The sequence below is a fragment of the Staphylococcus sp. GDX8P80P genome (assembly GCF_017893095.1).
Classification (GTDB): Bacteria; Bacillota; Bacilli; order Staphylococcales; family Staphylococcaceae; genus Staphylococcus; species Staphylococcus borealis.
In genome coordinates, this window is the sequence record NZ_JAESMI010000244.1 from 1 (window position 1) to 381 (window position 381).

The 381-nt window shown below is 31.5% G+C and carries 1 pseudogene; it reads left to right on the forward strand.

What is annotated here, in order from left to right:
- Positions 1-154: 154 nt before the first annotated feature.
- Positions 155-381, forward strand: a pseudogene (locus KA858_RS12635) (hypothetical protein); the annotation flags it as partial.

The window sequence follows — 381 nt, forward strand, 5'->3', positions numbered from 1 at the left end:
GTGAATTTTATCTTCTTTAATATTCGCAGACCATGAGCATTCAAACTGCATCGTTGAACCTGAAGAAGCTAGACGCGTGAGTGCATTAATAGATGCAATTTATGAAAGTAGTGAACAAGGAACGAGTGTTAAAATAAAATAAGGGGTGTTACATATGAAAATTGGTGTATTTACAGTACTTTTTCAAGATAAAACGTTTGAAGAAATGTTAGATCATGTTGCAGATTCAGGATTGAAAATGGTCGAAATCGGTACAGGTGGGAATCCGGGTAACCATTTTTGTAATGTAGATGAATTACTAAAAGGAAAAATTGTAATTGATAATAAATTAATTCCTAAAACGAGAATAAGTATTATTGATTATGTATTAGAAGAATTTGG